The 25452-nt window shown below is 57.4% G+C and carries 28 protein-coding genes; 15 read left to right on the top strand and 13 right to left on the bottom strand.

What is annotated here, in order from left to right; all coding sequences use genetic code 11:
• The first annotated feature begins 75 nt into the window (after window positions 1–75).
• Window positions 76–1125, top strand: coding sequence for a sensor domain-containing diguanylate cyclase (locus tag P8935_RS12980; protein WP_348260717.1), 1050 nt, complete (start codon window positions 76–78; stop codon window positions 1123–1125).
• A gap of 61 nt (window positions 1126–1186) precedes the next feature.
• Here P8935_RS12980 and P8935_RS12975 read toward each other — a convergent pair whose 3' ends face one another.
• The 3 genes from P8935_RS12975 to P8935_RS12965 form a co-directional block, all read right to left on the bottom strand.
• Complete coding sequence (locus P8935_RS12975; RefSeq protein WP_348260716.1) at window positions 1187–2260, bottom strand: UDP-glucose--hexose-1-phosphate uridylyltransferase; 1074 nt, start codon at window positions 2258–2260, stop codon at window positions 1187–1189.
• Between the two features lie 68 nt (window positions 2261–2328).
• Window positions 2329–2784, bottom strand: a complete 456-nt coding sequence (locus P8935_RS12970; RefSeq protein WP_348260715.1) for a GyrI-like domain-containing protein — start codon at window positions 2782–2784, stop codon at window positions 2329–2331.
• 127 nt (window positions 2785–2911) lie between these two features.
• A complete protein-coding gene (locus P8935_RS12965; protein WP_348260714.1) occupies window positions 2912–4117 on the bottom strand; it encodes an ATP-grasp domain-containing protein in 1206 nt (401 codons plus the stop codon).
• Between the two features lie 82 nt (window positions 4118–4199).
• On the opposite strand from P8935_RS12965, the gene P8935_RS12960 reads away from it, so the two are divergent.
• The 3 genes from P8935_RS12960 to P8935_RS12950 all read left to right on the top strand — a co-directional run bounded on the left by P8935_RS12960 (window position 4200) and on the right by P8935_RS12950 (window position 6646).
• A complete protein-coding gene (locus P8935_RS12960; protein ID WP_348260713.1) occupies window positions 4200–4811 on the top strand; it encodes a DUF4254 domain-containing protein in 612 nt (203 codons plus the stop codon).
• Window positions 4812–4953: 142 nt separating this feature from the next.
• Entirely contained in the window at window positions 4954–5517 is a 564-nt protein-coding gene (locus tag P8935_RS12955; RefSeq protein ID WP_348260712.1) for a tetratricopeptide repeat protein, read from the top strand.
• A gap of 112 nt (window positions 5518–5629) precedes the next feature.
• Window positions 5630–6646, top strand: coding sequence for a YvcK family protein (locus tag P8935_RS12950; RefSeq protein ID WP_348260711.1), 1017 nt, complete (start codon window positions 5630–5632; stop codon window positions 6644–6646).
• Between the two features lie 22 nt (window positions 6647–6668).
• Here P8935_RS12950 and P8935_RS12945 read toward each other — a convergent pair whose 3' ends face one another.
• Window positions 6669–7418: a hypothetical protein gene (locus P8935_RS12945; protein WP_348260710.1), complete on the bottom strand. Its 750-nt coding sequence runs from the start codon at window positions 7416–7418 to the stop codon at window positions 6669–6671.
• Window positions 7419–7620: 202 nt separating this feature from the next.
• Here P8935_RS12945 and P8935_RS12940 point away from each other — a divergent pair, with 202 nt between their 5' ends.
• Window positions 7621–8010 carry a VOC family protein gene (locus tag P8935_RS12940; protein ID WP_348260709.1) on the top strand — a complete coding sequence of 130 codons (390 nt, stop codon included), beginning with the start codon at window positions 7621–7623 and terminating at the stop codon, window positions 8008–8010.
• A gap of 48 nt (window positions 8011–8058) precedes the next feature.
• The gene (locus P8935_RS12935) at window positions 8059–8427 is read left to right on the top strand and encodes a VOC family protein (RefSeq protein WP_348260708.1); all 369 of its coding nucleotides are present in this window, start codon (window positions 8059–8061) and stop codon (window positions 8425–8427) included.
• Between the two features lie 44 nt (window positions 8428–8471).
• Here the strand turns inward: P8935_RS12935 and rlmN are convergent, their stop codons facing one another.
• On the bottom strand, window positions 8472–9590 hold the full coding sequence (gene rlmN / locus P8935_RS12930; protein ID WP_348260707.1) for a 23S rRNA (adenine(2503)-C(2))-methyltransferase RlmN: 1119 nt from the start codon (window positions 9588–9590) through the stop codon (window positions 8472–8474).
• A 233-nt stretch (window positions 9591–9823) separates the two neighbouring features.
• On the opposite strand from rlmN, the gene P8935_RS12925 reads away from it, so the two are divergent.
• From P8935_RS12925 to lolA, 3 genes are all read left to right on the top strand, one after another.
• Window positions 9824–11098: a pitrilysin family protein gene (locus P8935_RS12925; RefSeq protein WP_348260706.1), complete on the top strand. Its 1275-nt coding sequence runs from the start codon at window positions 9824–9826 to the stop codon at window positions 11096–11098.
• A 245-nt stretch (window positions 11099–11343) separates the two neighbouring features.
• Window positions 11344–11877: a prepilin-type N-terminal cleavage/methylation domain-containing protein gene (locus P8935_RS12920; protein ID WP_348260705.1), complete on the top strand. Its 534-nt coding sequence runs from the start codon at window positions 11344–11346 to the stop codon at window positions 11875–11877.
• Window positions 11874–12611 carry an outer membrane lipoprotein chaperone LolA gene (gene lolA, locus P8935_RS12915; RefSeq protein ID WP_348260704.1) on the top strand — a complete coding sequence of 246 codons (738 nt, stop codon included), beginning with the start codon at window positions 11874–11876 and terminating at the stop codon, window positions 12609–12611. The genes P8935_RS12920 and lolA overlap by 4 nt, the downstream gene beginning before the upstream one ends.
• A 24-nt stretch (window positions 12612–12635) precedes the next feature.
• On the opposite strand, the gene P8935_RS12910 is transcribed toward lolA, so the two are convergent.
• A complete protein-coding gene (locus P8935_RS12910) occupies window positions 12636–13037 on the bottom strand; it encodes a DUF1761 domain-containing protein (protein ID WP_348260703.1) in 402 nt (133 codons plus the stop codon).
• 10 nt (window positions 13038–13047) lie between these two features.
• A complete protein-coding gene (locus tag P8935_RS12905; RefSeq protein ID WP_348260702.1) occupies window positions 13048–13617 on the bottom strand; it encodes an SRPBCC domain-containing protein in 570 nt (189 codons plus the stop codon).
• Between the two features lie 46 nt (window positions 13618–13663).
• On the opposite strand from P8935_RS12905, the gene P8935_RS12900 reads away from it, so the two are divergent.
• Entirely contained in the window at window positions 13664–14284 is a 621-nt protein-coding gene (locus P8935_RS12900) for a TetR/AcrR family transcriptional regulator (RefSeq protein ID WP_348260701.1), read from the top strand.
• 38 nt (window positions 14285–14322) lie between these two features.
• On the opposite strand, the gene P8935_RS12895 is transcribed toward P8935_RS12900, so the two are convergent.
• The 3 genes from P8935_RS12895 to P8935_RS12885 all read right to left on the bottom strand — a co-directional run bounded on the left by P8935_RS12895 (window position 14323) and on the right by P8935_RS12885 (window position 18379).
• On the bottom strand, window positions 14323–15294 hold the full coding sequence (locus P8935_RS12895; RefSeq protein WP_348260700.1) for a hypothetical protein: 972 nt from the start codon (window positions 15292–15294) through the stop codon (window positions 14323–14325).
• A gap of 524 nt (window positions 15295–15818) precedes the next feature.
• A complete protein-coding gene (locus tag P8935_RS12890; protein WP_348260699.1) occupies window positions 15819–17060 on the bottom strand; it encodes an ABC transporter permease in 1242 nt (413 codons plus the stop codon).
• 65 nt (window positions 17061–17125) lie between these two features.
• Window positions 17126–18379 (bottom strand): ABC transporter permease, encoded by a 1254-nt coding sequence (locus P8935_RS12885; RefSeq protein WP_348260698.1) that lies wholly within the window; start codon window positions 18377–18379, stop codon window positions 17126–17128.
• Window positions 18380–18514: 135 nt separating this feature from the next.
• Between P8935_RS12885 and P8935_RS12880 the strand changes: the two genes are divergently transcribed.
• Window positions 18515–18925: a nuclear transport factor 2 family protein gene (locus P8935_RS12880; protein WP_348260697.1), complete on the top strand. Its 411-nt coding sequence runs from the start codon at window positions 18515–18517 to the stop codon at window positions 18923–18925.
• A gap of 295 nt (window positions 18926–19220) precedes the next feature.
• Here P8935_RS12880 and ribA read toward each other — a convergent pair whose 3' ends face one another.
• A complete protein-coding gene (gene ribA, locus P8935_RS12875) occupies window positions 19221–19883 on the bottom strand; it encodes a GTP cyclohydrolase II (protein ID WP_348260696.1) in 663 nt (220 codons plus the stop codon).
• Window positions 19884–20025: 142 nt separating this feature from the next.
• On the opposite strand from ribA, the gene P8935_RS12870 reads away from it, so the two are divergent.
• The gene (locus P8935_RS12870) at window positions 20026–21327 is read left to right on the top strand and encodes a histidine kinase (RefSeq protein ID WP_348260695.1); all 1302 of its coding nucleotides are present in this window, start codon (window positions 20026–20028) and stop codon (window positions 21325–21327) included.
• A gap of 203 nt (window positions 21328–21530) precedes the next feature.
• Here P8935_RS12870 and P8935_RS12865 read toward each other — a convergent pair whose 3' ends face one another.
• Window positions 21531–21971: a MarR family transcriptional regulator gene (locus P8935_RS12865; protein WP_348260694.1), complete on the bottom strand. Its 441-nt coding sequence runs from the start codon at window positions 21969–21971 to the stop codon at window positions 21531–21533.
• Window positions 21972–22026: 55 nt separating this feature from the next.
• On the opposite strand from P8935_RS12865, the gene P8935_RS12860 reads away from it, so the two are divergent.
• The gene (locus P8935_RS12860) at window positions 22027–22422 is read left to right on the top strand and encodes a VOC family protein (RefSeq protein WP_348260693.1); all 396 of its coding nucleotides are present in this window, start codon (window positions 22027–22029) and stop codon (window positions 22420–22422) included.
• A gap of 64 nt (window positions 22423–22486) precedes the next feature.
• Here P8935_RS12860 and P8935_RS12855 read toward each other — a convergent pair whose 3' ends face one another.
• Window positions 22487–23629 carry a hypothetical protein gene (locus P8935_RS12855; RefSeq protein WP_348260692.1) on the bottom strand — a complete coding sequence of 381 codons (1143 nt, stop codon included), beginning with the start codon at window positions 23627–23629 and terminating at the stop codon, window positions 22487–22489.
• A gap of 164 nt (window positions 23630–23793) precedes the next feature.
• Here P8935_RS12855 and P8935_RS12850 point away from each other — a divergent pair, with 164 nt between their 5' ends.
• Window positions 23794–24759, top strand: coding sequence for an MBL fold metallo-hydrolase (locus P8935_RS12850; RefSeq protein WP_348260691.1), 966 nt, complete (start codon window positions 23794–23796; stop codon window positions 24757–24759).
• 218 nt (window positions 24760–24977) lie between these two features.
• Window positions 24978–25439, top strand: a complete 462-nt coding sequence (locus P8935_RS12845; RefSeq protein WP_348260690.1) for a hypothetical protein — start codon at window positions 24978–24980, stop codon at window positions 25437–25439.
• Window positions 25440–25452 lie beyond the last annotated feature (13 nt).

Here is a 25452-nt window from a genome sequence, read left to right as displayed (position 1 = left end):
GCTGCGGGCATCCAAGAGGTATCCGGTGTACAGCTGAAAGGAAATTTCCTTCCATTGAAACCAGACCGAGGGCTCATGACCGACGTGCAGAGCAGTGTCAGCACCGACCCGTACATCCTGATGGAGATCATTCGCCTGCAAACGGAGATTGCTAAGCAGGGACTCGATCTTTCCGGAGTCGTGCAGGCAGTCGTGGAGCGGATTCCCTCGTTCACAAATGCCGAAGGCGCCATAGTCGAATACACCGAAGGCGACGAAATGGTCTATCGCGGAGCAAGCGGCTTTGCTGCCCCGCTACTGGGCACGCATGTTAAACGCGAAGCCAGTCTCTCCGGACTCTGCGTCCGGCTGGGTCAAGTCCTTCGCTCCGATGATGTGGTTCTCGACCCTCGCGTTGACGCTGGACCCTATGCCGAAGTCGGTGTCCGCTCGATGGTTGTGGCTCCGCTCAAGCATGACGGTTCCGCAGTAGGCGTTTTGAAGATCGTTTCAACTTCCACGCATGCCTTTACCGCCCGTGATGTGCGCGTCCTCGAACTCATGAGCGAATTGATCGCTGCAGCCATGTATTACGCCGCGCGCAATGAAACAAGCGCTCTCTACCAGCAAGCCACCCATGACTCGCTGACCGGCCTCGCAAATCGCAGCCTGTTCTTTGACCGCCTGCGCCATCGTGTATCGCCGGGGCGTCGCCAGCTCGAACCGCTCGGCATCCTGATCGTAGATGTCGATCGTCTCAAGCGGATCAATGACACTTGCGGCCATCGGGCCGGCGATGCAGCGATCCGCGAAATCGCATTGCGCATCAGCAGAATTCCCCGAAAGTCCGACATTGTCGCGCGGCTGGGTGGCGACGAGTTTGGTGTCATTCTCGGCGAAATCTCTGAACGCAGCGATTTACTCACAATCGTCGAGCGTGTCTCTGAGCAGACCGATCAGCCCTTCCGGTTTGAAGGCCGTACCATGCACTTGACCGCCAGCATTGGCTACGCTCGCTTCCCCGAGGACGGTAACGACGTGGACGCCCTGCTCGAGGTAGCGGATCGCTCGATGTACGAGATGAAGCGGAAGCGCTCAACCCGGTCAACTCCGGCGCAACAAACCACACAGGAGCAACTGTTCTGAACATCCGCGGGCGAGCAATGACTATTGCTCTCTCGCGCTTATCCGTCGCTCTTTTTTCCCGTCAGAAAGAGAGATCTGTCCGCGGCCAGAAGTGCTGTTCCGAGCAGGCCCGTAGCCGCTCCGCAGCACTCTCCGGTGTAATATCTCGCTGTGGCATCCCCAGCATTTCGAATCCAACCATGAATTTACGCACCGTCGCCGAACGCAGAAGCGGCGGATAAAAATGCGCGTGGAAATGCCACTCGGGGTGGCTCTCTCCATCCGTCGGCGTCTGGTGAAATCCCATGGTGTAAGGAAAGCTCGTTTCAAACAAATTGTCGTAGCGCGTCGTGAGCCGCTTCAGCGCATCCGCCAGCGCGTCGCGCTCGTCGCTGCTCAACTCCGGCATCGCGCCCAGGTGTCGCCGCGAAACCAGCAACACTTCAAACGGCCAGACCGCCCACCATGGAACTACCGCGGCAAAGTATTCGTTCGCAAAAACCACGCGCTCTTCGGTCGCAATCTCCTCAGCAACGTAATCGCACAACAGGCAGTGGCCTGTCTTGGCCAAATGATCGCGTTGAGCCACCGTCTCAGCAGCAGGCTCGTCCGGCACAAATCCCGTCGACCATATCTGCCCGTGTGGATGCGGATTGCTAGCGCCCATCATCGCGCCGCGATTTTCAAAAATCTGAACATACTTGATCCAGTCGATCGCGCCCAGTTCTTCGTACTCGCGCGTCCACGCATCGACAACCAGCCGGATCTCCGCCTGTGTCATGCGCGCCAGTGTGAGGCTGTGGTCGGGATGAAAGCAGAGCACTTTGCAGAGCCCTCGCGCGGGTTCCGCCACCAGCAACTGCGACACTGCTCCCGTCGATGTCTGCGCATTAACACCCGCATCGAGATCGGGCAGCAGCGCCGCGTAATCGTTTACAAAAGTGAAAATAGAGTCATACTGCGGATTCACATCTCCACTCGCACGCTTGTTGCCCGGGCACAGATAGCATGCGGGATCGTAGGTAACCGCCGATGGCACTGACTTCTGCGCCACCTCGCCCTGCCATGGCCTCTGCGTGCGATGCGGCGACACCATTACCCAGGATTGACGCAGCGGATTCCAACGACGATGAGGGTACTGCCACTTGCCTTCCATGCTTGCTCCCGCAGTCATTGTAAAAGGCTGAACCGCCAGCCGAACTTCGGATGCTAGTTTGCGACCATTCAGACCGTCGGGATCATGATGTGCGTCACTAGTTGATCGGGTGGGGTAGTCCGCGGATCATTGACGTAATTCTCAATCGCAAAATCGTCCCGTACCTCGATCTTCTTTTCGCCGACAATCGTCCACGCGCGGCCGGAGGCTTGGGGAAGATTATCGTACGGGCCGGTGAGCTCGAAGCGAGCGTACTTGCCACCATGAACTTTTGCGTGCTGCAAACCTTCCGGCAATTTCACCGGCGCCGCGGCCAATGAAAACCCGGCGCGATAGATCTTCGGCCCCGGCCTGTAAAGCGCCATATAGCCCGTGATTTTGTTGTTTTCAAGCAACGCAGGAACCAGAGGATGTGCCTGCTGCCAGGCCGCGCCCGCGTTCTGCATAAACGGCCCAATCTTTTCAATGAATACGTAATGCATCTCGGGCCAATTCACATATTCCGGCTCTTCAGTAAAATTCATGACTTCTCCTTGGGGAATGAGGACTGGCTGAAAAGCACTGTGCCTTTCAACCCCGATGACCATACCAACGAGGCGGTATCAGGTCAATCGGTTTGATGTAGCCCGGCAAGGCCTCTTGCTTCGGATGTCACGCCGTAGGCTTGTCCGGCGGTGGCAGCGCTGCAAGGAATCGTTGCGCAAACTCCGAACTGTACTGGTCGAGCAGTTCCCTCACTCGCCCTGCGTTTTCTGAGCAAACAATCAGCCCCGCATGATGATGCTTCTTCATGCGCCTTACAATCTCCGGCGCGTCGAACGCGCTGGTATCCGGTTCCTCTGTCTTTGCAAGGCAGAGCACGCTGCCGGCGTATTTCTCCGTAGTCTTCGGCAGCACATACGGTACGCCGCGAACATCGGAAACTTCAATCCTGGCCCACTCACGCCAGAGATTGATACCTGTTGCGGCTTCCACCAGGTCCGAAATAAACGCTCCGCCCACGCGCGCCGCGATCTCCAGAAAGTAAAACCGCCCATCCTTGTGAGCCCGGATGTATTCCCCATGCGTGACCCCGCGTGCCATACCTAGATCCGGTGCAAGGCGCGCATTCAATTCCGTCAATTCCTTCGATTCGCGGCTGGTACGATCCACGGTGCGCGTAGTGAAAACGCCGCCCTCGTGCATCACCTGCATCGGTGGTTTGCCGTACTGGTGCACTGCGGAAAAGACAACCTTGTGTTCGCTGATCACCGAGTCAACGTGAAAAATGTCGCCAGGCACAAATTGTTCCAGCAGATAATTGGTCTGCAAGTCGCCCAGCTCATCGAGAGTCCGCCAAAGCTGTTCCGGCTCATAGATCTTGCGTATCCCTAGCGCTGAGGCCTCGGCGCGGGGCTTCAGCAGCCACGGCCCGTGTACAACCTTCATGTAGGCGCGCAATTCGTCGTAGTTCAGTACCCGGCAGAATTCCGGAACCAGAAATCCCGACTCACTCGCGCCCGTCCGCATCGCCAGCTTGTCGCGATAATAGGCGGTCGAAGTCACGCCCATCCCTGGAATGCGCGTATGCTCGCGGATTCTGGCTGTCGCGTCGAGATCGAACTCGTCCAGTGCAATCACGCGATCAAAGTGGCGTCCCCGGCACATCCAGCACACCGTCTTGATCAAATCTTCCACGGTAAACGTGTCCGGCATGAAGGCTATGTCTTCGAGAATCTCATGTGGCCACGGCGCATCGCGCAGCTTGTCTACCGTAAGAAGGGTCGGCTTCACACCCATTTCGGCGCACTGCCGCATGAAGTCCTGACCTTTTTCGTAGCTGCTGATACAAAGGAACCGCTGAACTGTTTCCGGCATTTTTCCTCCGCCTCTTGGGGTCCGGGTGAGGATAGTTCTACCATAGACGCTACAGCCAACCACGCAGCCCTCCAGGAGCCCGATGCTTTCGGCAGACACAATCGTAAAATTGCAGGACGAAAACACCCGCGCATGGCATGAGCATCCCGCATCCGAAGAAAATCTCGCCGATCCCTGGCTCGCCCACGTCGCACAACAGCACCGCGCCAACTTCGACCTCTGGCACATTGAGGACGAGGCCCGCACTCCCGGCGCCACCGATGCCCAGCTCGCCGATGTCAAGCGCCGTATCGACAGCACCAATCAATTGCGCAACGACCTCGCCGAGGAGCTTGACCGCGCCCTGCTCGATTGGCTTGCGCCGCAGAAGCTGCCGGCTGAAGAAGCACCGCTACACTCTGAAACACCGGGCCTGATCATCGACAGGCTATCGATTCTGGCGCTCAAGATCTATCACACCCGCGAAGAGGCTGAACGATGCGATGCCACCCCTGAACACTGCGCACGCAACCGCGAGCGGCTCGCTATCCTATTGGAGCAGCGCACCGATCTCGCCCATTGCCTCGACCGCCTGTGGCGTGAGACGCTGACCGGAACGCGTCGCTTTAAGCTCTACCGCCAACTCAAGATGTACAACGACCCCACCCTCAATCCCGCAATCTACCGCAACACGCAATCTGAGTCCGGTCGATGACGTTACAAGGCGAGCCCATTGACGTGAAACGGGGTTATGGGTATAAAGAGGGCCTGAGTGGTACGACTGTCAAACTCGATGATCCTGCCGGAATCATCCGGTTCAACTTTGCAAACCAGAACGGACGACCCCCATTAAATCCATGACGCAAGAACCCAAGTCCGCGGCGGCAAGCCGCAAAAAAACTCCCCCACCGGTTGCCCGGCCAGGCAGCCACTCGAGCACGGCAACGGGACCTGTCTTTACCCAATACCAGGCAGCCGTTCAGCTGGTGCAGCAAGGCAAATTCGAACGGGCGATCACCGCCTTTGAGAAAATCCTGCCCGTAGCGCCACCCGAGATCGTCGAACGCTGCAAGATGTACATCAGCACGTGTCGCAATCAGGTCCATAAGCAGGGACTCTCCTTCCAGACCTCCGGCGAGCGTTACGACTATGCCGTGTCGCTGATCAATACCGGCGACTTTGAAGAGGCTACGAGCCAGTTGAAAGGCATTCTGACGGATGATCCTTCTGCGGACTTTGCCTTTTACGGTCTGGCGCTGCTCTATTCGATCACCGGCAAAACACAGGATTGCCTCGACAGCCTCACGCAGGCGATTGAATTGAATCCGAAAAACCGCTTGCAGGCGCGGTCAGACAACGACTTCCAGAGCATGGTAGACGACCCTCGCTTCACAGAATTGCTGTATCCTGAACTTCCGTAGGCAGGCACATCGCCACAGGCATTTTGTGACCCCTGGTTCGTCTTCAAGTCCGTCTCCGAAACCTGCTCCGCCCCAGCCAGACGCCTCTGAGCGATGCGCTCAGGTGCCAGGCGTGCCCACATCTTCCGCACCCCTTCGCGTAGTCGCAATCGGTGGAGGCACGGGCCTGTCCACGCTGCTCCGCGGCCTCCGGCGCCACGTCGCCTTTCCTGACTGGCCGACCAGCGTTCCCTGCCACATCTCCGATCTTGCCGCCGTAGTCACCGTCACCGACGATGGCGGATCGTCTGGACGACTACGCCAGGACTTCAACATGCTTCCCCCGGGCGACCTGCGCAACTGCATGGTCGCGCTCAGCGCCGAAGAAGATCTCCTCGCCAAGCTTTTTGCCTATCGATTCAAAGGCGGAAAAGGACTCGGCGGACACAACTTCGGCAATCTCTTTGTTGCCGCGTTGACCGACATCACAGGAGACTTTGCACATGCGATCAAGCTCGCCTCCAAGATTCTCGCCACGCGCGGCCGCATCTATCCCGCCACCACCTCAAATGCCACGCTGGTCGCACGGATGGATGACGGCTCGCTGGTTCGCGGCGAAACAAATATCACTGCCAGCAAGCAGCGCATCGCCGAATTGATGATCGATCCGCCCAATGCAGCAGCAATGCCCGAGACTCTCGACGCCATCGAGCGCGCCGACCTTATCACCATCGGGCCCGGATCGCTGTACACCTCCATCATCACCAACCTCCTGGTGCAAGGCGTGCCCCAGGCGCTGGCTCATGCCAAAGGTGTGCGCGTCTACGTTTGCAACCTGATGACCCAAGCCAATGAGAGTCTGAATCTCACGGCGGCTGAACATATCGAGCGCATCTACGAGCACACCCGCGCCCCCATCTTCGACTACGCCATCTTGAATACCGCACCCTTCTCACCGGAAACCCTGGCCCGCTACGCAGCCGAGCACGCCGCACCCATTGAGGTCGACGTCGATCGGATTGAGAAGCTCGGCGTCCGTTGCATCACCGGAGACTTCGCCAGCGAAGAAAATGTCGTCCGTCACGCCGCCAATCGGGTCACCGGCGCACTCCTCGCCTTGGGCCACTCCATCCCACCCAATCGCGCCTGACCCGCTGCGCATTCACACTGCTTTACAGCATGTGCCGCGCCCAGTTCTCCAGCCACGAACGAGTGATCGATTTCCATGTCTCGTTGAAGTAGAGACCCGTCGCACTCAGACCCACAGCGACGACCAGGAAGGCTCCCCACAGGAACTGTTTCATAATCCGGTTGCGTTTCCAGTCCCAGAGAAGCATAAGAACGATGAGGAGCAGATTGCCACCCTCATAAAACAGGTAGGTCCCGAGAAAGCTAGTTGGTGCAGGACGAAACAGGCCCACCAACCGGGAAAAGCCCGCATCACTGATGCAAATGGTGGCCAGAATGAGCACGCGCCGATGGGCAGCGGAGTTGCGCCGCATGAGAATGCCCCATGGCAGCAGCACCGCCATGCAGATGACTCCGCTGAAGGCGATGGAAAGGAATTGAGGGGGCAGAGCGCCGGGAGTTTGCAGGTTCAAAGCCTGCCAACTGAGTTCGGACCAGGGTGCAATCACAAGGATAAGAGCGGCGTACCCGGCCGCAAACCAGCCGAAACGACGATGGAAGCGAACGTTGCCCGTTTCGACCATGAGCACGAGCGCGGTAGCGGTGAGTAGCCATATCGTTGTCGCGATGGCATGCACATGGACGATCTTTGGTACAGGCGGCTGTTCCCGCAGGTAGTTGTGCAAGTCGAAGCCGAAGCCAACGCCCACAAAGATCCAGAAGATGGCAAGCCAGACCAGCGCAGCCCGGCGATCTTCACGCGCAGGCCAGGATGCGGTTGTATGTATGTACACCCGCTTCGTCCCCCTTTTCAGTCAGAAAACGCAAATTATGGGATTGATGTGACGAGTCCATGTTTGCATATTGTGGTCATTGGCTCCGGGGAGTATTGAACCTTACCGTTCTCGATTCATACAAAGCGAATCCTATCGGCTAACTGAGCACTCGCGATATTGGTAATATCGGAAGCGAGTTCAGCGTAGTGGAGAACTGCACATGACACGACCCACCACGACAGCGATTTCCCCTTGTTTCATCGTCAGCGAGGTCGATCAAACCATCGCCTTCTATCGCGACAAGCTTGGCTTTGAGCAGAGATTCCGGGAACCGGAGGAATCTCCTTTCTTCGGAATTATCGGCCGCGACGGAGCGCAAATCCTGATCAAATCCGACCGAGAAGTTTCGCCTCTCCCCAACCACAAGCGTCATCGCTACATGCGGTGGGACGCATTTGTCTATGCTCCCGACCCCGACGCGCTCGCCGCCGAATTTATCGATCATGGCGCGGAATTCAGTATCCCGCTCAAGGACACACACGACGGCTTGCGCGGCTTCGAAATTACCGATCCCGACGGCTACGTTTTGTTCTTCGGCCGCCCCAGGTAGCTGTTCCCCTGCGTATCAACCTTCGCTCCACTGGAGATGCACTTCCCCATGATCCGCCAGATAGTACCCGTCTTCTTCACCACCGACATCCCCGCTACGCTCGCCTGGTATAAAGACAAGCTCGGCTTCGAGTGTCTTGGAACGTGGCAGGATCCGCCTGTCTACGGCATCGTCGCGCGCGACCAGCACGCAATTCATTTCCGCTGCGCCGACCCACCCACACCCAACCCAGACAAATTTGATGATGAATTTCTCGACGCATACATCTTCGTCGAAGACGCAGACGCTCTTTATGCCGAGTATGCCTCGAGAGGCATCCAGTTTGCGCGGCAGTTGGCAAACATGCCCTGGAACACGCGAGAATTTGTAATCAAGGATTGCGACGGCCGACTGCTAGCCTTCGGCTCGAACTTGTAGTCTGATCCGTTTCCCATCCTGAATGTGTCGCGGACTAGTGTCTCTCATCCCTCGATCGTCCGCTTGAGTTGTCCGCACGCCGCATAGATATCCCGTCCGCGCGGCCTACGCAGATACACCGGCACTCCCTCCGCCGAGAGTGCACGCCGAAAAATCTCCACTGCCTCCGGTTGAGGAGTGCTGTAAGCAATCCCAGGCCCCGGATTCCACGCAATCAGATTCACCTTCGCCGGAAGTCCCGTACGCCGCACTAGCCGAGCCACCTCCGCCGCGTGCTGAGGTTGGTCCGTAACTCCCCCCAGCAAAACGTACTCGAACGTAATCCGCTCCCGCGTGCGCAACTGGATTCCACGAACAGCATCGACAACTGCCTCGATCGGCCACTTGCGATTGATAGGCATAATCTCGCTGCGGATCGTGTTATTCGATGCATTCAGACTGATAGCGAGCTTCGGGCGAAACTCCGGAGGCTCTCCTGCAAATCGCTCAATTCCGGGAACGATGCCCGAGGTCGACACCGTCATGCGTTGCGGACTAATCCCGACTTCCGTCACCAGCAGACGTACCGCCGCCATAAAGTTCTCGTAATTCAGAAATGGTTCGCCCATTCCCATGAAGACCAGGTTCACGCGATCCTTGCCGACCTCGACCCCGTGCCGCTCAAGCACCGCAACCACCTGACCTGCGATCTCTCCGGCAGTCAGATTGCGCTGCAATCCAAGCTTCGCCGTCAGGCAGAACTGGCAATTCACCGCGCACCCCACCTGGCTCGAAACACAGATAGTCGCCCGATCCCATCTCAGCGAAGAACGCGCAGCCGAAGGACCTGCTTGTATGTCCCTCGATCCGCTGTCAGTCCCATCCCCCGTCTCGCCCTCATCCCCCTCCGGCATCCAGACCGTCTCCACAGTCAGCCCGTCCGCATTCGGACCCGCCACCAGGTAGCGTTCCGTCCCGTCCACGGACTTGAAGACCTGCGCGATTCGCGGTCGTCCGACTTGCCAGCCCTCGCTGGCAATTTTTTGCCGCAGCGCCTTGGCAAGGGTAGTGATTCTCTCAACTTCCTCAATCCTTTGGCGATAGATCGCTTCAGCAAGCTGCCGTCCCCGCCATCCCGGCTCGCCCATCCGCACCATGCACGCCGACAATTCCTCCGCGTCCATGCCAAAAAAACTTCGCAGGCTTCCGCCCGGGCGGTTGTTAGCGTCTAATGGGACTAGTTGTGAGTTCGTGGACACGGCTGGGCCCAGAATAGAGCATTTTTACCCCCCTTGCAGCCTGCCGCGAATTTGCCCGTAAATCGCCTATACCTGTATCTGTTTCTAAACGTGCGCGACCGCTGAACGTTCGGCCGACCTACAACGTTTCTTAATATTGATTCTTCGAACGAGTGACGATGACAAATCAGCGCAACCTCCGCCGTACAGTATTGCCGAATGGCTTGATTGTCCTAACCGAGCGCATGGAGCACCTTCGCTCCGTCGCCATGGGTGTCTGGGTTAAGTCTGGATCCCGCTGTGAAGCCGCCGAAATCAACGGCATATCCCATTTCGTCGAACACATGGTCTTCAAAGGGACCCGTTCACGTACCTCCCTGAACATCGCCCGCGAAATGGACTCTATCGGTGGCAACCTTGATGCCTTCACCGGCAAAGAAACCATCTGCTTCAACGTGAAGTCGCTAGCCGACCACGTGCCCATCGCCCTCGACGTACTCGCCGATCTGGTGCTGAATCCAGTCTTCGCTTCCACCGAAATTGAGCGCGAACGCGGCGTTATCCTCGAAGAAATCAAAATCGACGAAGACAATCCCGATGTCCTCGTCCACGAACTCTTCACGCAGAATTTCTGGAAAGACCACCCTCTCGGCAAGCCGATTCTGGGAACCACAAAAACCGTTGGCCGCCTCGATCAGCAAAAGCTCTTCGACTACCACACCGCCAGTTTCCGCGGTGGCAACATGGTCTTCTCTGCCGCCGGCGATCTTGAGCACGACGCCTTCGTTGAAGCGGTTTCAAAGAAGTTCACTGGCCTGCCTCCCGGAGAAGCCGTGCACGAAATGCAGGCCCCGCTGGCCAGCGCGCGCATTATCCTGCAGAATAAAAAATCGCTTGAGCAAGTGCAGCTCTGCATGGGCGTTCCGGCTCCGAAGATCACCGATGACAACCGCTTCGCAACTCTCATCCTGAATACCGTTCTAGGAAGCGGTATGAGTTCGCGCCTCTTCCAAACCATTCGTGAAGAGCGCGGCCTCGCCTACGCCATCTATTCTGACCTCAGTCCCTACAGCGATACCGGTTCGCTTTGCGTCTACGCCGGAACATCCGCCAACAAGGCACTCGACGTCATAGACCTCGTGCTCGCAGAATTCCGTAATCTCAAGGACGTTCCTCTAAGCGATGAAGAGCTTACCCGCGCCAAGGATCAGCTTAAGGGCAACATCCTCATGGGCCTTGAAAGCTCGAACTCGCGCATGGCTAACCTTGCCCGGCAGGAGATGTACTTCCACCAATTCTTTACCGCGGATGAAATCATTGCCCGCATCGATGCCGTCACCGCCGAGCACGTACAAGGCATGGCCCAGAAACTCTTCGTCTCCGATCGCATAGCCGTTACCCTGCTGGGCCGTCTCACCGGCATAAAGCTAAACCGCGAAAGACTGGTGTGTTAGAGCAGTGAACAGTGGTCAGTGAACAGTGATCAATTCCATTCTTCGCATGGTGCGATGATTCGCGCCTTCCCCGCGAACCTCTAGGGGAGACAGTCTGGACTTAAGGCGAGCACTGCGACTGACCACTGACCCCTGTTCACTGACCACTGTCTTGAGCGTTCCATTTCCCTTCTGCGTCTACAGGTTGTAGGATTTTGTCGTGTGGGGATAGCGCTTCCAGTCCGTCCCCAAACATGGGGTTCACAATGAATTGCAAGTTCTCGAAGCTCGCCAGGCGCCGCTGCTCGACTGATCGCACAAATGCAGCCGGTTTTACCTTGATGGAATTGCTGATCGTCATCTCCATCATCGTCATCCTGATGCTCATCGCCATTCCGACAGCGAATACCATCCGGAAACACACCGATGAAGTTTCGGCCCAGAAGTCGCTCCAGACCATCGAACAGGCCGAGTCGATGTACGAGCAGAACTATCCGGTCACCGGGTTTGCGTGCACGTTGACGGCGCTCGGCGGCGAAACCGGCGCACCTCCAAGTGCAACCTCGGCGCAACTGCTCAATGGACAGCTCACTACCGGCGTCAAAGACGGCTACATCTTCAACATCACCAACTGCGTAAAGTCGACGGCAAATAACAGCGAGCGCGTTACCAGCTACACACTCACCGCCACGCCCGCGACCGTTGGCAGAACCGGCGATCGTGGCTTCTGCGTTGAAGCAGGCGGCCCCATCAAGATGGACCCAGCCGGCGGCACAAACTGCACCCAGATGGTGCAATGACCTCGTCCATCGTTCTCAATGCAGACAAAAATCGCGGGTGCCCCATCCATGCGGCGTTTTCTGCCGCATGGATGGGAATCCGATTCTCTCGAGCCAGCCTCCTCATCGCTCTACTCGCGGCCATTTTCTCTTCCAGCCTCCAAGCCCAGCAACCCACAGCCCACGACCTCGCCCAACGCGTGGACCACCACTACAACCAACTCCACTCCCTCAAAGCCCAGTTCGCAGAAACCTACGAAGGACTCGGCCGCGTCCGAAGCGAAAGCGGAACGCTGCTCCTACTCAAGCCCGGCCGCATGCGCTGGGACTACTCCAATCCCACCGGCAAGCTTTTTCTCCTCGACGGGAAATACGCCTGGTTCTACTCCAAGGGCGACCCTCAAATCCAGCGCATTGCCGCCAAACAGCTCGACGATTTCCGCTCTCCTCTGCGCTTTCTACTCGGCCATACTCAACTCGAAAAAGAAATCGACCACCTCGCCGTGTCCCCTGCCGCCAGCGGCACCTTCACGTTAGCCGGTATCCCCCACGGACAGGAAAAACGCGTTCAGCGTCTCGTTCTGACGGTGAACGCAGACGGCACGATCACCGCGATCGAAATCCAGGAAACCGACGGTGCCGTAACCCGCTTTACCTTTGCAGGGGAGCAGACGAACATTCCCCTTCCCCCGGCAACATTCAAATTCACTCCGCCCCCCGGCCTCCCCGTAGTCGACGCGATGCCCCCCGTCTAACGCGATTCGCAGCGATCCCAAATACTATCGCCAAGCTCCAAGGATCGCCCCCATCGCCGTCAGTGCGACGGTAAGATATCCGCCGTTGATAAGCACGTACTGCAACGATCTACGCTCAAACAGCGCAACGATCCCCATTCCCATCGCCACCCATCCAAATCCAGCCAGAAATCCCGCCGTGGCTCCCCACGCCGTTGTCGTCTTCGGATCATTGAGAAACATCGCGAGATTGATCGCCATCACCAGGCTCAATACAAATCCAATGACGAACACCCTGGGACCCGCCTTCGGCTCTTCGGATAGAAATCCATTCGCCTTCTTCCACGCGCCCGCAAACAGTGCCGGAGAATACCAGGCTCCGCCGATTAAGAACGCCGAGAGAGCAGCCGCAAGAATCGCCCAGAAATTCAATGTGTGAAAATCCACTCACCACCTCCTAGTTCGTCTTCGCTTTCGCGTTTCCCATCACTTTGTCCCAATCCGTGGGTCCGTCCACAAACCGTTGATGCAGCGTCGCTAGCAGTTGCGCATTCCCTGCAGTCAGGTATGCGTAGGCGCGCGTCCATTCATCTCCGCTCTTCCATCCCGTCTGCGTCAGCCGAACCACGGTCGAATTGCCGCGAGCCTCAAACTGAAACACCGCGCGTGTGCGAGTCTCTCGTACTTGCGGAAACTTGTCCGGCGCGAGCGCAGAAATCACGAGTTCCCTCTCAGGAACGAAACTCACAATCGTTCCGCCGCCCGTGCTGCCTCCAGGAAAATGCACGAGCCAGTCGCCACCCGGCTTCAGATCCACGGTCGCATGCGGAAACAGCCACGTGCTCAGCCCCTCACTCGTAGAGAACGCCTTCCACACCTCTGCAACCGGTGCCGGCACTTCCAACTCAATCACCAGCTGCTTTGGCGGCTGGTAAACAACGGCTTGCGGCTCGCTCTGCGCAACTGCGAGCCTTAAAAGTACAAAACTAAGCAACAGCAGCAAAAGCATCAATTTTGATTTCGACATGAGATTTAGTTGATCGTTCAAGTAATATAATTGTCAAGAAGAATTTATGGCCATTTCGAAAAATTCTCCCTCCACCCGCGAACGCCTCATTGACTCCGCTCGCTACCTTTTCTGGGAGCGCGGCTTCGCAGGAACCAGCATGGCCGAACTTCTTGCACACGCCGAAGTCAATTCCGGCAGCTTCTATCATTTCTTCGATAGCAAAGAGGCCCTGCTCCGCGCCGTACTCGAGCAATACATCGAACTGCTCCGCCCCATGGTGGTCGATCCGGCTTTCGCTTCGACCCCCAAACCTCTCGAGCGCATCTTCGCCATTCTCGCCGGCTACCGCCAGCGCATCCTTGCCACCGACTCGAAATATGGCTGCCCTCTCGGCCGCCTGGCATTGGAGATCGATCCGGAAAATGCCCCCGCCCACACGCTCATCGCGCGCAACTTCGAGGGATGGATTGAAGCCATCCGTGAGTGCATCCTCGAAATGAAACCTTCCCTCCCGTCCGGCACCGACACCAACGCATTGGCAACATTCGTCCTCGTAACCATGGAAGGCGGAGTGATGCTGTCGCGTTCCTATCGCTCCGTCGAACCATTCGATCGTGCCGTTGCGCAGCTTCGCGCACACTTCCGCCTGCTGCTCACCGCTTCAAAAAAGAAAAGGGCGCGGTAAGCCCACGCCCTTCAGCCCTTCATTCAGATTCTCCCTTTTTAGTATCCGTACAACGATCGATACGCGGCCGGACTTTGATACACCACCGTCCTCGGCGCCGACCACATCGCCACCGACGGCGGCGCATACATGTAAACCCGCACCGGCGGCGGTGGCGGAGCAGCATAGACATACACCACCGGTGCCGGTGCCACATACATGGGCATCACGTACGCAGCCACCGGAGCAGGCGCAACATACGACTGCGGCTGCTGATACTGCGGAGGCTGATATTGCGGTTGCTGGTATTGGTCTTGCTGTTGATACTGCTGCGGTGGGGGTTGATACGCTGGCGGAGGCGGCTGGTAAGCCGGCTGTTGTGGAGGCGCTTCCTGCGCAACTTGCTGCTGCGGCTGGTCCTGCGGAGCATCGTTGTAAGCGCTAGGCTCGCGACGATAAAGCCCAGAGGGATCGCGCTCCGGATCGTCGATAACCGGCACTTCCGTGTCATCCATCACTTTGAGCGTGAGCCGCGTCTCGGTCTTTAACGTCGGCCGTGGTCCGCGCCCCGGCAGGGTCAATAGATCTATCGGCCACAGGATCGGAATTGACCACATCACAATGTCGCGCGTGGCGTGCCCTTTACCCAGAATCCTTCCCTTCTGGTCCACCGCAAAACCTGGAACGTCGACGACCCGTGCCTCCAAAGGAATAACGGTACGCGGCTCGATGACCAACCGATCGAACTTTAACTCCATCCATCCCTTGCCGACAAAATGTCCCGGATCCTTGTAGTCCTCAAAACGGCCTTCCAGATAGGTGTTGAAGGGCAACCGCGTTGACCCGTTTCGCGTTGTCATGCTCGCTTTGCAAAGAACCGGATCGCCAATGGCGGTGGTCTTCGACGAAAGCTTGTTTTCGGAAACCGTGCAGTTAATGAGTGAGCCCGCCGGCAGAATCTGTCTGCTGGCGAAAGCAGTTAGGGTTGATGAAAGCAAGAGAGTGCAGAGAGCGAGGTGAACGCTCTTCATCGAAAGCCTCCTGGCAGAACAGAAGCTCGCCACGCAATCCTGCAGGCGAGTTTCGGCTGATCTTTCTGTTAGCCCTGAACGGGGCGGGGAAAATTCACGGAAGATCGAGCAGTCGTGCCTTGCGTTGCATCGAGAAGTCGTGCACAGCTCGCTTAAATTGAACAGCCGCTCAAGAAGTGATCACCGACCAAGAAGATAGAAAATTTGCCACAACCAGACTCCGCGTGAAGACCGGGGGAGGGCCTTGGCGCTCGACACAGAAGTGGCCGTGCAGGATTCTGATGCAATAGAACAGAACCCGTTGTCCAGCGAGAACACCGCAAGTTTTCAAAAGTTGTTGTAGGATGAAGATTTTTTTTAGAACTATCCGTAATTTAGCGACGATCAAATCCTGCCATAGTCAACCAGAATGCTTCAGCCCAATTCCGAAGCTTCGATTCCCTGATTTCAATCCTTGTTCCCTGCTTTTCTGATCCCTGTTCCTTAGTCCCTGTTCCCCGCCTTACTAGTGCCTAGTCCCTACTTCACTCGTATCGCAGCGCTTCAATCGGGTCGAGATTCGCCGCGCGAATCGCCGGGATCATTCCGCTCACCAGCCCCGTAATGATCAGAATCGTACTCGCCACCACCACCGACGTCGGCGAAATCAGCAGTTGAATATCCGCGTCCTCCGCGTGTTGCGCCAATTCACTGTAGAACGGAATTCGACCGATCAACAGCGACACCACGTACGCCAGGCCGATTCCGCTTACTCCGCCCACGCCCGTAATCACCATCGCTTCAGAGAGGAACTGCGTAAGAATATGACGCCTCTGAGCGCCCAGCGCTTTCTCGATGCCGATCTCGCGCGTGCGCTGTTGCACCGCCACCAGCATGATATTCATCAGTCCAATTCCGGCGATGCCCAGCGTCAGCGCCCCAACCAGCGAAAGCAGCACCTGCAGAGCCAGCGACAGGATGCTGAATTGATGCAGCTCCGTCATCAGGTTCGCAACATAGATCGCGCTATGGTCAGAAGGTCTGAAGTGATGCGCCGCGCCAAGGGAATTGCGCATGTTCTGTTCCGTAAGCTGATAGTTGCCTTGGTAGTTGTACCAGATTCCGCTCAGATATTTCGTATCGGCCAGATCGCTCATCGTGCTGAACGGCACATAAATCTGCCGGTTGCGATCGCTGTCTTCCCCTTCCTGCATCTTCGGAACCAGCACGCCAATAATCGTGAATAAAACTCCATTCAGCCGAATCGTCTGCCCAACTGCCCAACCTCCGGAATAAAGCTTGGTCTTCGATTCCGAACCAATTACGCAAACATGAGCCCGCTGCTGCTCCTCCTGCCCGTTGAAGAAGCGCCCCGCAGCCGTGTCCAGTTTCCAGATGTCCTGAAAAACCGGCATCACTCCATTCACCGTCCATGTGTAGGTGTGCAAATCGTTCTGCACCGTCACGTCTTTATTGACAGTCGGAGAAATATGATTGATTCCCGGAACGCTGGCGATAATGCGATCCACATCATCCTGGGTAAATTGCACCTTAATCCCGGACTTCTCTCCCCCCGCCTGTTCGCTGGTCCTGCCCGGAAAAACACCGATGATGTTGGTTCCCCACTGCGCGAAGATCGCCTCGATAGCACGGCTGAAGCCTGCCCCATACGCCAGCAGCAACACCACCGTCGCGATGCCCCATGCCATCCCGATCATGGTGATGGTGGTGCGGCGGCGGTTATAAACCATCGCCTCCCAAGCCTGGCCAAATATATCCTTCAGCATCTCCGCAGTCCCCGTCTCTACTCGCTACTCCCTAATCCCTGTTCCCTGTTCCTACTCCCTTCCTCTCAATCCTTCCTCAACGCTTCCACCGGATCCATCGCCGCTGCCTTGCTCGCAGGATAAAGTCCCGCAGCAATTCCGCTCAGCACCAGAGTCCCCATCGCAAGCGCAGCCGACCATGGCACCAGCCGAGGTGGATCCCACCCGGGCATCTTTCCCGTCAACAGAGCCTGCAAAGCCGCCATCAGCCCCGCCGATGCTGCGATACCAATCGCCCCACTCACCGCGGTCAACAACAAGCCTTCCCAGAAAAACTGCCCCATGATGCTGCCTTTTGTCGCACCCAGCGCCTTGCGCAGCCCGATCTCGCTCGTCCGCTCCGATACCGACACCAGCATGATGTTAATAATGCCCACCGCACCCAGCCCCAGCGTCACGATTCCCACGCCACCCAGAAAAATGTCCATTGCGTTGAAAATCGCGCCCACCATCTTCATCTCCTTGATGGTGTCCCACTCCTGAAACGCGTCCTTTAACGATGGATCAAAACCGTGCCGCTCTGCGATCACCCGATGCACTGCCGCAACCGCAGCAGTAGCATTTCCAGCTTTCTTTGGCTGATATTGAATCGAGGTCAGCGCATCCTTGGCGATATTGTCGCCCTTCAGCGGATAGAGTTCCAGCATCGTCGTGACGGGAACATATACCTTCTGATCGTCAAAATCCTGGTTGCCGCGGCTGATCTTCTCCACTGCACCCACAATCTTGAACTCAGTGCCGTTCACCGTGATCGCCTCGCCCACCATCGGGCGGCCCGGAAACAAAAGCATCGCCGCTTTCGAGCCCAGCACCGCCACGCGGCGATGATCGCTGACGTCCATGTCGTTGATGAACCGTCCCTGAGCCATCGGAATGTAGCGCACCTGCGTGTAATTGGGCCAAACACCCATCACGTGGCTCGACGTGTTGCTGAACTGGCTCACTTCGTAAAGATCCGAACGAGAGAGTTCCACGGTCGCGGCGCGCAACTCAGGCAACTGTTTCACGACCTCTGCATCCGCCAACGTCAACTGGTAAGGACGCATCCCCGTGTGCTGGTTGGCGACAGCGGGGATGGTCCCATTCCACATCATGATCAGGTCATTGCCGAGCTTTGCCAGGTTGCGATGCTGGCCCGATCGGAATCCCTCGCCCAAACCCACAAGCACGAGTAGCGAGCCCACACCCCACGCAATTCCAAACATGGTGAGAAAGCTTCGCAGCTTGTTGGCTGCGATCGCCCTGAAAACCTCGCTGAGCGTGTCCGTGAAGTTCTGCATAGTCGTTCGACGCCAAATTTCTAAATTGGCTCGCAGTTCCGAACCGTGAATGAGCGCCTGCAATTAAGTACGTTTTCCCAGGCAGGTCGGTTCCCTCCACCCAGCGTGCTTAAAATGTCTTTTGAAGGGGACCTCATGGAATCAATCGGCACTTCGGCGGAATCCATCGCCCACGCATTTGTCCGCGCCATCAACCGGCAGGATGCAGAGCAGGTAGCCGCACTGATGTCGCCAACCCATCGCTTCATTGACTCGCTGGGCAAAGTCATCGAAGGCCGCGAAAAAATGCGCGAAGGATGGGCAGCCTATTTCCGCATGGTCCCCGACTACTCCGTGGCCATCGAAGAGATCTACCCCAGCGATCCCGTAGTGATCCTGCTTGGCGTCGCCCAGGGAACCTACTCCCGCGAGGGCAACCTGAATCCAGAAAACCGCTGGCAAACACCCGTAGCCATTCGCGCCCTGGTAGAAGAAGGCTTGGTAGCCGAATGGCGCGTCTACGCCGACAACGAACCCATCCGCAAGGTAATGGCAACTGGTAAATAAAAGGCAATTTAAGCAAGTCGCCGCATGGAACTCATGGATCTGCCGCCATCACCCTCAAGGACTATCATGGGTTCGCAATCAGACATTTTGACCGGAAAGAAGATTCTATGAATCGTCCGATCGTTGCGTGATGGTTTACCACCGCTACGGCAGTATCGTCAGCCGCGAAGACCACATCGTGCCGCTGAACATCACGTGTCATCCTGAGCGCCGCATGCTTGGGGCCTCTTCGGGCTAGCGCGAAGGAGTAAGCGGCGCGAAGGATCTGCTTTTTTCTCTCTGTCCCGGTCCGAGCCTACTCGTCGCTGACCATCGTCTCGACAATGTGCCCCATCTTCTCCTGCTTGGTGCGCACATAAGCCGCAAACGAATCCTGCGGAGCAACCTCAGCGGAAACGCGCTCGGTCACAGTAATGCCCGCCGACTCGAGCGCTGAAACTTTATCAGGATTGTTGGTCATCAGCTTCACCTGCGTTACGCCCAGCATCTTCAACACCCGCGCCGGCAATTCGTACTCACGATAATCGGCTTCGAATCCCAGCTCGACATTGGCTTCAACGGTGTCGCGTCCGTCATCCTGCAACTCGTACGCCTTCAGCTTCGCCATCAGCCCGATGCCCCTGCCCTCCTGCTGTTCGTAGAGCAGGATGCCTGCCTCCTCTGCAGCGATGCTGCTGAGGGCAAGCTCAAGTTGCAAGCGGCAATCGCAGCGCAGCGAACCAAACACATCTCCGGTAAGGCATTGCGAGTGGATGCGCACCAGCGGCGGCTTCGAATGAACGTCGCCCATTACCAGCGCGACCAGTCCTTCCACCTTCCCGCTCTGCGCCGGCGAACCCGTCTGGTTCGGCGATTCCGAAGAGCCCGGCAGCGTCCCCTCGAACCCGAGAATCCGAAAGGCTCCCCAGCGAGTGGGAAAATCGGCCTCGGCAACCTTCTTCACGCTTTCAAATGCCATATCTCCATTCTACTTTGTGCCTCCGTCACGCTATGCGCCCCCGTCACCAGCGGCGAGACGCTTTCACCAACCACGCGCAAACTGCTGAACCGCCGCGGGTTTGTATTTGGGCACCACCTCCGCACCGCGTTACAGTTGAGGGGTGACTGACAGGCTAATCCTGATTACGCTCCTGGTAAAACTGGGAGTCATGGCTTCCGTCGCCAGCGTGCTGGCGCGCGGCAGCACCTTCCGGCGCCTGTTCTTCTCCGAGCATCGCCGCACCGGCCAGACCCTGGGCCTGCTGGCCTTCTTCCTCGTCCCACTCACGCTCGGTGTCTGGATTCGCACTGCCGTCCCCAACTTTCTCGCCGCCGACATCTCTTTCGAAACCATCATTCTCCTCGGCCTGCTTGTCGGACCTCGCTGGGCCATGCTCGGCGGCGTTGTACTGGCCGCTCCCGCAATCCACCACGGCGAGTACCTTTCCCTCCCCTTCAACGCTGCTGTCGGACTTCTCGCCGGCGCTTTAGGCAGTTTGGTCGAGACAGACGAGATATGGTCCTTCACGCCCTTTGTCGACCTCAGCCTCTACCGCTGGATCCGACGCATCCTGCGCCGCCCGCGCGTCGACCGCCAATTTCTAATGCTCGGGCTCATCGTCGCCGCCGAGGCGTGCCGCGATCAGATCGCGCGCATGTTTCCCCACAAGCTCTTTGCCCTGGTTGCCACTCAGCTCTGGGTGCAAGTGCTGGTGTGGATCAGCGCGCCCATCGTTGTCGGCATCGCGCTCAAAGTCTGGAACGCACTCCGCATTGAGATGAAACTCGAAGAGCAGAAACACCTCCTCCTTGAAGCCCGCCTCGACGCCTTGCAGCGCCAGATCAATCCGCATTTCCTCTTCAACACTCTCAACTCCATTGCATCGCTGGTCCGCGTCAAACCTGAACTGGCGCGCGAAATGACTGTGAAGCTCGCCAACATTCTCCGCGCTCTCCTCAAGGATCACGACACCTACGTTCCCCTGCGCGACGAACTCAGCTTCACCGATGACTACCTCGGCATCGAAGTCGTCCGCTTCGGCGCCGACAAGCTCCACGTTGAAAAGGAAATCGATCCCCAGACGCTCGACGTCCTCGTGCCCAGCATCCTGTTGCAGCCGCTCATTGAAAACAGCATCAAGCATGGCCTGGAGCCGCGTATCAATGGTGGAACTGTAACCCTCCGCAGCAAGTTGACGGGCGATCGCGTACTCATCGAGGTAGCCGACGACGGAGTCGGCATGGGCGACCGGCCACGCACCGGAGTCAGCAGCAACGGCGGCGCTGGCATCGGCATGAAAAATGTGCAGGAGCGCCTCGAAGTCCTTTACGGCACCCAGGCCACGTTCAAGGTGGTCAGCAATCCCGGCCGAGGCACACTAGTCTCGATTGAAATCCCCGCGGACCTGCTAGACACCCGCTAGTCTTCCGAAAGACGCAGTCGTCACCGGAGCAAAGCGCAGCGAAGCCGAAGGACCCGCTTCTTTGAATCCCTGCCGTGCCACAAAGTTGGCTGCTCCATCCATGACGCAGCCTCACCGCGGCATGGGTGGGAAAGCACGCCCCACCCAACAATGATCATCATCCTGAGCGAAGCGCAGCGAAGTCGAAGAACCGATATTGATTTTCAGATTGCAGCTATCACTCGTCGCAAAATCTCTCCCGCATCCTCCAACATCTTTCGATCATCAAAACCCAGCGCAGCAATCTGCGCAGCCAGTGCACGCACCCGCCGTTCCCGCCCTTGCAGCAACAGCTTCTTCCCTGCCGCCGTCGCATGGATCAGGGTGCTGCGTCCATCCTGCGCATTCTTCTTCTTCACTACCAGTCCCTGCTCGGCGAGCGCGTCAACGATCCGCGTCATCGTCGGCGGACGCACCTGCTCTGCTGCCGCTAGATAACCCAGCGTCACTGGCCCCGCGAATACAACTACCGACAATGCTGACAACCGCGGCGCATTCAATCCGCTGGCCGCATCCTCGCGCCGCAGCTTGCGCAGCAGATGAATTGCAGCAGAGTGAAGCTGGTCTGCCAGAATCTTTGCGTCCTCTGGAATTTGGATTGACATGGCGCTATACATTTATGATATATCGTTAGCTGGGCTAACGAAGTGGAGGATCATAATGAGTCACTCCGATGCTACCCTGTCGACCGTTTGTTTCGACACGATCGGACAGATCGCAATCACCGTCGACGACCTTCCGCGTGCAAAGCACTTCTACCAGAACACTCTGGGCATGAAGTTCCTCTTCGATGCAGGCCTGCTCGCCTTTCTCCAGTGCGGAGCCATTCGCATCATGCTCAGCACTCCCGAGAAATCGGAGCCGCGCGGCGGAACAATCCTCTATTACAAGGTCGACGACATTCAAGCGACATATTCCGCGCTGAAACAACGTGGCGCAGAGTTCCTTCAAGAGCCGCACTTGATCGCGAAAATGCCCGACCATGAGCTGTGGATGGCGTTCCTGAAAGACACTGAAGGCAACACCGTCGGCATCATGAGCGAAGTTAGAAATTAGTTTGCGACGACTTTCGGCATCGCGATAGGGCTCGAACGAGCGGCGAAAATTCAGCCCCTCCGTCCTACCGTCTTTCTTCCAATGCCAGCACTGCATAGCTCGTCGCCGCATCGCTCATAAACTTACCCACATCTGAATTCAGATCGCGATTCTTGTTCAACGACCATGCCGGCCATGCTCCCGTAGTTTTGTCCTGATTGATCTCAAGCCACGCTCGACCGCGCGCCACAGAATCTTGGGGAGAGAGGGACGCATTCTCTTCAAGCACCAGAACAATCAGTCCAGTCGCATAACCATCGCTGCGCGTCTCCAGCGGAGTGTTGTCGCGGCGTTTCCAACTACCAAGATCGCTAAGGCTCCAGCCCCCGTCCCGGTGTTGCAAACGGTTGAGTTCAGTTACAAGGGACTCTTCCTGTTCCTTGCTCAGCATTGCCGGAAAATATTGCGCAGCCCAAAGCGCCACGACCTTGTTCACAAGTGGCTGCGCGTCGTACTCACTTCTCAAGTAGCCATACAGAGCACGAAGACTCGCCGCAATCTTTGGATTGTCTCGATATTGGTCCGGTGCTTTTCCGACAGCCACCGCCAGCATGGCCGCCCAATGATACTGCGACTCCTTTGACTCCCACGGCGTGTAGTCGAAGTTCTGCCAAACCCAGGCGCCGGCATCCGGACCGGTCTTCGACTGCAACGCCCATGCATTGTCGAAAGCCATGCGCGTGCGTTCACTCAAATGCACTTGGGCTGCGTCGTAGTTCGCAAGAATAATCGCATTTAGCACGGATTCCGCATTGCGCGATTCCACTTCCTTTCCAGCCCCATAGACCGCGTCGCTGTAGAAAGGCTGCACATCCTTCCACGCGCGAACCCGCTTCTCCACGCTCGCCAGCATCACCTGCTCTTGCGCCGACTGTGTGCGCGCGCCTGACTGTCTCCTCAGTGCCGGCCGCGCCAGAGCGTAACTCGCCTGCGTGTGGCAACTGATGCAGAGCGTTCCATGATCCTTCTGCGCACGGTCCCACCCCTGCCACCACGTCTCACGGTCATCCAGATAACGCGCAGCGGCCTCAGGACTCCAGGTATGAGCAACAGCAGGATTATCCGCCGCACGAACCACCTTGGATCCCGACCCAACAGTCCAAGCCAGAATTCCGCCGCACACCATGCTGCAAAGGATCGCGCCGCCAAAAATCCGCTTAACAGTCATGACTAGGACCTCGATGGACAACTGCTGTCACCTTAGTAGCAGCATACTTCGAGGATTCTCAACCCGGCACATTTTCAGCATTTCCGATTCCAGCTTCGGAAGATGTTCCTTGGCGGTTAACCAGCGGCCTCGAATTGCACAGGCTTGCGCGGTATCCTCACTTCATGGTCCGCTTCACAGTACTGGCTTCGGGATCCAAGGGCAACTGCACGGTGATCACCGGCGGTAAGACTCGGATCCTGGTCGACGCGGGCCTCAGCTGCCGCGAACTCTTCCGGCGCATGCGCCTCGCAGACGAGGATCCCGCCACTCTTGACGCCATCATCATCACCCACGAGCACTCCGATCACGTAGCCGGCCTCGGCGTCACCGCGCGCAAGCTGGGCATTCCCGTCTACTTCACCGAGGGCACGCACCGCGCCTGGGTGCGATGGCTATCGCCGCGCAAACAAATGACCTACACCCAATGGCTGGAGCAGTGCCGCCAGCAGGCAGCCGCCCGCATGGCCGAAGCTGACGCGCCTCCTGTAGAGGAGTGCGATCCCGAAGACTTTGAAGCATCCGCCGAACCGGTTTCTGATCCCAAACCAGCAGCCACGCCGACAGCTCCCCCAAAAGATCCCACCGCCCTTCCCTCAGTCCAGTACTTCGAGGCCGGAAAACCGCTCCAGATCGGCGACATCTCTGTCAGCCCTTTCACCATTCCTCACGACGCCGCAGACCCGGTAGGATTCGTTTTTCAAGCCGAAGGCGTGCGCATGGCCGTGGCCACAGACCTCGGCTACATCCCGCCCAACGTAAAAGCCCAGCTCAAATGCGTCGATCTGCTCCTGCTTGAATCCAACCACGACCTAGAAATGCTGCGCGATGGCCCCTACCCTTGGTCCGTTAAGCAAAGAGTGCTTTCACGCGTTGGTCACCTGTCCAACGAGACGACCGCTACCTACCTTGAGACCGAGTATGACGGCCAGGCTTCCTACGTAATCCTCGGCCATCTATCTGAAAGCAATAATCTTCCTGAACTCGCGCGGATAGCCGCAGAGCGTGCCCTGAATGGTCGCGCCAGTTTGCTGGCCAACCGGCTGTTGCTTGCAGCGCAACACGAACCTATGTCAACAATTTGTTTTTGACGGAACTCGATTACAATAGTAGGAGTACTTCATCACTGGGCGGCCTTAAACTCTGCCGAATTTCTCAAATATAAGTCGTTTATTTTCAACGTCTTTTGAGTAATTTAGCATCGCCCGGTCAAGGCAAAGCATCCAAGAAACCGGATTCAGCTCGCGCATTTACTTAAACGCGAAGCACGTAAATCAAGCAGATTCATCACAAAGTGAGTCTAAGGAATATGGCGAAAACTCAATGTACCGACCGCGTTGTAGGCGCGATTCTTGCCAGCTGGCGGTATGACATTTCAGGGATCTCCCCCGAGATGCGCAGGGATTATGAGCAGCACTTCGCCGATTGCAGCCGCTGCCGTGCCCGGTTGAAATTTCACCGCAGCCTGGATGTCTCCCTCGTCGTTCTCACGTCGCTTTCCGTGTTTTTCTCCCTGTTCGCGCTCGCGGTTCTTCGTCACATCAAACCCCTCGAGCACGTTGCATTCAACATCCTCGGATTAGACATTGCCGACACCTACCACATGCTCGTTTCTGCAGCGATCGCAGGCGTTTGCTTCTCGGTAATAGCCTTCGTGCTGGTGCTCACCGCAACGCCGGTTCCTTCGTACCTTGGCGGCATTGCTGCCGAGCGCGCACGCATCATTGAAGAGCGCCTCCCCAACGCCATCAAGTCGCTCCGCCCCCGGTAAGCGTCGCATGCTG

Origin of the sequence: Telmatobacter sp. DSM 110680 (genome assembly GCF_039994875.1) — a bacterium.
Classification (GTDB): domain Bacteria; phylum Acidobacteriota; class Terriglobia; order Terriglobales; family Acidobacteriaceae; genus Telmatobacter.
Note: the sequence above shows the minus strand (reverse complement) of the source record. Positions and strands in the feature narration are given on the sequence as shown.

Coding starts and splice junctions, on each gene's coding strand:
- P8935_RS12980 (WP_348260717.1), top strand. CDS start 76: ATGACCGACGTGCAGAGCAGTGTCAGCACCGACCCGTACATCCTGATG.
- P8935_RS12975 (WP_348260716.1), bottom strand. CDS start 2,260: ATGGAAGGCAAGTGGCAGTACCCTCATCGTCGTTGGAATCCGCTGCGT.
- P8935_RS12970 (WP_348260715.1), bottom strand. CDS start 2,784: ATGAATTTTACTGAAGAGCCGGAATATGTGAATTGGCCCGAGATGCAT.
- P8935_RS12965 (WP_348260714.1), bottom strand. CDS start 4,117: ATGCCGGAAACAGTTCAGCGGTTCCTTTGTATCAGCAGCTACGAAAAA.
- P8935_RS12960 (WP_348260713.1), top strand. CDS start 4,200: ATGCTTTCGGCAGACACAATCGTAAAATTGCAGGACGAAAACACCCGC.
- P8935_RS12955 (WP_348260712.1), top strand. CDS start 4,954: ATGACGCAAGAACCCAAGTCCGCGGCGGCAAGCCGCAAAAAAACTCCC.
- P8935_RS12940 (WP_348260709.1), top strand. CDS start 7,621: ATGACACGACCCACCACGACAGCGATTTCCCCTTGTTTCATCGTCAGC.
- P8935_RS12935 (WP_348260708.1), top strand. CDS start 8,059: ATGATCCGCCAGATAGTACCCGTCTTCTTCACCACCGACATCCCCGCT.
- rlmN (WP_348260707.1), bottom strand. CDS start 9,590: ATGGACGCGGAGGAATTGTCGGCGTGCATGGTGCGGATGGGCGAGCCG.
- P8935_RS12925 (WP_348260706.1), top strand. CDS start 9,824: ATGACAAATCAGCGCAACCTCCGCCGTACAGTATTGCCGAATGGCTTG.
- P8935_RS12920 (WP_348260705.1), top strand. CDS start 11,344: ATGAATTGCAAGTTCTCGAAGCTCGCCAGGCGCCGCTGCTCGACTGAT.
- lolA (WP_348260704.1), top strand. CDS start 11,874: ATGACCTCGTCCATCGTTCTCAATGCAGACAAAAATCGCGGGTGCCCC.
- P8935_RS12905 (WP_348260702.1), bottom strand. CDS start 13,617: ATGTCGAAATCAAAATTGATGCTTTTGCTGCTGTTGCTTAGTTTTGTA.
- P8935_RS12900 (WP_348260701.1), top strand. CDS start 13,664: ATGGCCATTTCGAAAAATTCTCCCTCCACCCGCGAACGCCTCATTGAC.
- P8935_RS12895 (WP_348260700.1), bottom strand. CDS start 15,294: ATGAAGAGCGTTCACCTCGCTCTCTGCACTCTCTTGCTTTCATCAACC.
- P8935_RS12890 (WP_348260699.1), bottom strand. CDS start 17,060: ATGCTGAAGGATATATTTGGCCAGGCTTGGGAGGCGATGGTTTATAAC.
- P8935_RS12885 (WP_348260698.1), bottom strand. CDS start 18,379: ATGCAGAACTTCACGGACACGCTCAGCGAGGTTTTCAGGGCGATCGCA.
- P8935_RS12880 (WP_348260697.1), top strand. CDS start 18,515: ATGGAATCAATCGGCACTTCGGCGGAATCCATCGCCCACGCATTTGTC.
- ribA (WP_348260696.1), bottom strand. CDS start 19,883: ATGGCATTTGAAAGCGTGAAGAAGGTTGCCGAGGCCGATTTTCCCACT.
- P8935_RS12865 (WP_348260694.1), bottom strand. CDS start 21,971: ATGTCAATCCAAATTCCAGAGGACGCAAAGATTCTGGCAGACCAGCTT.
- P8935_RS12860 (WP_348260693.1), top strand. CDS start 22,027: ATGAGTCACTCCGATGCTACCCTGTCGACCGTTTGTTTCGACACGATC.
- P8935_RS12855 (WP_348260692.1), bottom strand. CDS start 23,629: ATGACTGTTAAGCGGATTTTTGGCGGCGCGATCCTTTGCAGCATGGTG.
- P8935_RS12850 (WP_348260691.1), top strand. CDS start 23,794: ATGGTCCGCTTCACAGTACTGGCTTCGGGATCCAAGGGCAACTGCACG.
- P8935_RS12845 (WP_348260690.1), top strand. CDS start 24,978: ATGGCGAAAACTCAATGTACCGACCGCGTTGTAGGCGCGATTCTTGCC.